Source organism: Sphingomonas sp. CCH9-F2 (assembly GCF_001556735.1).
Lineage (GTDB): Bacteria > Pseudomonadota > Alphaproteobacteria > Sphingomonadales > Sphingomonadaceae > Sphingomonas > Sphingomonas ginsenosidimutans.
Genome location: NZ_LSJO01000148.1, coordinates 1 through 3,377, shown reverse-complemented (window position 1 = coordinate 3,377; position 3,377 = coordinate 1). Strand labels below are relative to the sequence as shown.

Annotated in this window: 4 protein-coding genes; all 4 read right to left on the bottom strand. The window is 68.2% G+C overall.

What is annotated here, in order from left to right; translation table 11 throughout:
* Positions 1-25: 25 nt before the first annotated feature.
* On the bottom strand, positions 26-844 hold the full coding sequence (locus tag AX685_RS04380) for an acid phosphatase (RefSeq protein WP_066485817.1): 819 nt from the start codon (positions 842-844) through the stop codon (positions 26-28).
* A 77-nt stretch (positions 845-921) separates the two neighbouring features.
* Positions 922-1,554: a 7-carboxy-7-deazaguanine synthase gene (queE, locus tag AX685_RS04375; RefSeq protein ID WP_066485815.1), complete on the bottom strand. Its 633-nt coding sequence runs from the start codon at positions 1,552-1,554 to the stop codon at positions 922-924.
* A gap of 2 nt (positions 1,555-1,556) precedes the next feature.
* Positions 1,557-2,255 (bottom strand): 7-cyano-7-deazaguanine synthase QueC, encoded by a 699-nt coding sequence (queC, locus tag AX685_RS04370; RefSeq protein ID WP_066485809.1) that lies wholly within the window; start codon positions 2,253-2,255, stop codon positions 1,557-1,559.
* A 161-nt stretch (positions 2,256-2,416) separates the two neighbouring features.
* Complete coding sequence (locus AX685_RS04365) at positions 2,417-3,334, bottom strand: Hsp33 family molecular chaperone HslO (RefSeq protein ID WP_066485818.1); 918 nt, start codon at positions 3,332-3,334, stop codon at positions 2,417-2,419.
* Positions 3,335-3,377: the final 43 nt, after the last annotated feature.

The window sequence follows — 3,377 nt, the reverse complement described above, 5'->3', positions numbered from 1 at the left end:
CCGGCGGGCGGCGACCAGCCGCGCGTCAGCGATCCAGCCGCGGCATCACCCGCTGCGCCACCAGCGCCTCCTCCGCGGCGCATCCCTGGGGGCGCGGCGTCGCGGGGTCGGCGCGCAATCGGGCGATTTCGGCGCGCGCGGCGGCCAGGTCGGCCTGGAACGCGGCCTTGGTCCGCACAACCGCCATCGTCGCGCTGGCCGACAGCATCCCGCCCTCCACCGCGCTTTCGTTATGCGCCCCGCACACGAAGCGGCTGTCGCCATAGGCACGCCCGCGGCGCAGGATCGGCCCGGCGCGATCGGGCGCCAGTTCGGTCAGGATCAATGCCCACGTCCATCCCCAGGTGGTGTGCCCAGAGGGATAGTCGTAGCTGTCGGCCAGTTCGGACACCGGCTGGCACACCGCACCGCGGTCCTGGTGAAAGGGACGCGCGCGGCGATAGAAGTTCTTCGCGATGCCCGTCTGTGCACCCGTATCGGCGCCGGCGCGCGCGACCACGTCGAGCGTCGCGGGCGCGTTTTGCGGGGTCAGCGATACGCCGACCGCGCAGCTGAAATCGCGCATCAGCGCCGCGCTGGACGTGTCGACATCACTGGTCGCCATCGCCCCGCGCGGCGTGTTCAGCAGCGCGCGGGTCGCCCGGAAGATCTTCCGGTCAGTGTCGTAGCGCGGATCGCCCTTGCGCGGCGCAGGCTCCAGCACCGACGTCACGTCGAACTCGCCGGGCGACAGATAGCCTTCGGCGCGCTCACGCTTGGCGATACCCGTTCCGGCACCGAACGCCGCCAGCATCAATGCCCCGGCGATCGCGAGGCGGCGCGGTCTGGCTACGGCAATCGGCATCGGCAATCCTCACGTCACGATTCGATGTAACCCTGTATCATCGAAATGCGACGATCGAAATCTGCGCTGCGGCGGTCCTAGCGCAGCCCCAGCATCTTATGCGTCTGCAGCGTCAGTCGCCAGTGGGGGCGCTCCATGACCAACGCCATCGCGGCATCGACATTCGCCTGCCCGCGCGCATCGTCCATCGGCTGCAACAGGAAATGATCGAACGCCCATCCCTCGATCGCAGAAAGGTCGCTGCCCGGCTGCGGCCAGACCAGCTTCAGCTCGTCGCCGCGCCGCTGCACCGTCTCGCTCCCCGCCTTGGGGCTGATGCATATCCAGTCGATGCGCGGGTGGACCGGCAGCGTCCCGTTGCTTTCGATCGCGACGAAGAAGCCCGCGTCGTGCAGCGCATCGACCAGCGCATCGTCAACCTGCAGCATCGGCTCGCCCCCGGTCAGGACGACGAAGCGCCGCTCGCGTCCCGCGCCCCAGAAATCCTCGACTGCCGCGACCAGCGCCGCGGCATCGCCGAAGCGCCCGCCGCCCAGCCCGTCGGTCCCGACGAAATCGGTGTCGCAAAAGCGGCAGACCGCACTCGCGCGGTCCTGCTCGCGCCCCGACCACAGGTTGCAGCCGGCAAAGCGCACGAACACTGCGCGCCGCCCAGCCTGCACGCCCTCGCCCTGAAGCGTCAGGAACATCTCCTTGACGGCATAGCTCATCGTCAGGGCGCCGGGGGCTTGACCGCATAGACGGTCGGATCGGCGATGCCGGCTTCCTCGAACCCCTTGTGGCGCAGCCGGCAACTGTCACACAGTCCGCAATGCTTCGCGCCCGGCGCCGGATCGTAGCACGACCAGCTCAGCCCCATGTCCAGCCCCAGCAGCGCGCCCTCGCGCACGATATCGGCCTTGGTCATATGCTGTAGCGGGGCGTGGAAGCGGAACGGCGCGCCCTCGACGCCGGCCTTGGTAGCCAGCTCGGCCAGTCGCTCGAACGCCGCGATGAATTCGGGGCGGCAATCGGGATAGCCGGAATAGTCCAGCGCATTGACGCCCAGGAACAGGTCGCGCGCGCCCGCCGCCTCGGCCCAGCCCAGCGCAAGGCTGAGGAAGATGGTGTTGCGGGCCGGGACATAGGTGACCGGAATGGCCTCTCCCACCCCGTCCTTGGGCACGTCGATCGCGCTGTCGGTCAGCGCCGATCCGCCGAAGGCCGACAGATCGATCGGCAGCACGACATGACGCACCGCGCCCAGCGCATGCGCGACGCGGCGGGCGGCGGCCAGTTCGATCTGGTGGCGCTGATTATAGTCGATCGACAGCGCAAGCAGCGGATAGCCGGCCTCCCGCGCCAGCGCGGCGGAAACCATCGAATCCAGTCCGCCCGAAATGAGCGCGACGGCAGGTGTCTGGTGGGTCATGATGCCGCGCCAGCTAGGCCTTGCCGCGCCCGCGCGCAACCGCCGCACAAAAAAGCGGGCCGCCGATCACGGCAGCCCGCCAGTATGCCTGTCCAGCAAGCAAGGGAGAAAATTGCCATGCGGCAACGATTTAACCTACGCCGCGACCCGTTAAGAAGCTGCTAAGCGGCCAGATCCTCGGCCCGCATCGGGAAGACTGTCGAGCAGAAGGCGCAATCGACCGCGATGACCCCGTTGTCATCCGCCATCGCCATGCGTTCCTCGACCGGGAATTTCGCCAGCACCGAGCGGATATGGTCGAGCGTGCACCGGCATCCCTTGGAAAGCGCCTGCGCGGCCAGCACGCGCACTTCGGCTTCCTCGTTGAACAGTCGCCACACCAATGTCTCCAGCGAGACCGCCGGATCGGCCAGTTCGTCGCCGCCCATCGTGCGCGCCAGCGCCTCGATATGATCCCACTCGGGATGGTCCAGCTTGGTATGCAGGCGCTCGCGCCCCTCCTCCCCCTCGGGAAGGTGCTGGATCAGCAGGCCGCCGGCGACACAGCGTCCCGCATCGTCCTTGCGCATCCCCGCGCGCACCAGCGTCGGAATCTGTTCGGACTGGTAGAAATAGCTCTGCGCCGCCTCGGCCAGCGTTTTGCCGTCCAGCGGGACGATCCCCTGATAGCGCTCGCTAGTCGTCGCCAGATCGAAGGTGATCGCCAGATACCCCTGCCCGAACAGCGTCGCCAGCGACGGTTCGTCCGGCGCCTGCGCCAGCCGATCGGCATCGAACTGCACATAGCCGCGCAGTTCGCCGCCGCGATAGTCGCACACCAGCAGGCTGACGACGCCCTCCTGTGTCTGCGTCTGCAGCGTCAACTGCCCGGCCGGATCCTTCAGCGTAGCACCGATCAGCGCGGTCAGCGTCAGCGCCTCCGCGAGCAGCCTTTCGATCGCCGGAGGATAGGCGTGTGCGGACAGGATCTCATCCAGCACCGGGCCAAGCCGCACGACGCGCCCGCGCGCATGACGTTGAGTGATGGTGAAGCCGAGCGCGCGGTCGAGATCGGCGGGCGATGGATAGGGATCGGTCATGCTGTCTTTCGTCACCCCGACGGGCGGCCGGGGTTTCCTGGGG

Excerpts from the sequence above, each read along its gene's own strand:
- AX685_RS04380 (WP_066485817.1), bottom strand. The coding sequence starts at position 844 with ATGCCGATTGCCGTAGCCAGACCGCGCCGCCTCGCGATCGCCGGGGCA.
- queE (WP_066485815.1), bottom strand. The coding sequence starts at position 1,554 with ATGAGCTATGCCGTCAAGGAGATGTTCCTGACGCTTCAGGGCGAGGGC.
- queC (WP_066485809.1), bottom strand. The coding sequence starts at position 2,255 with ATGACCCACCAGACACCTGCCGTCGCGCTCATTTCGGGCGGACTGGAT.
- AX685_RS04365 (WP_066485818.1), bottom strand. The coding sequence starts at position 3,334 with ATGACCGATCCCTATCCATCGCCCGCCGATCTCGACCGCGCGCTCGGC.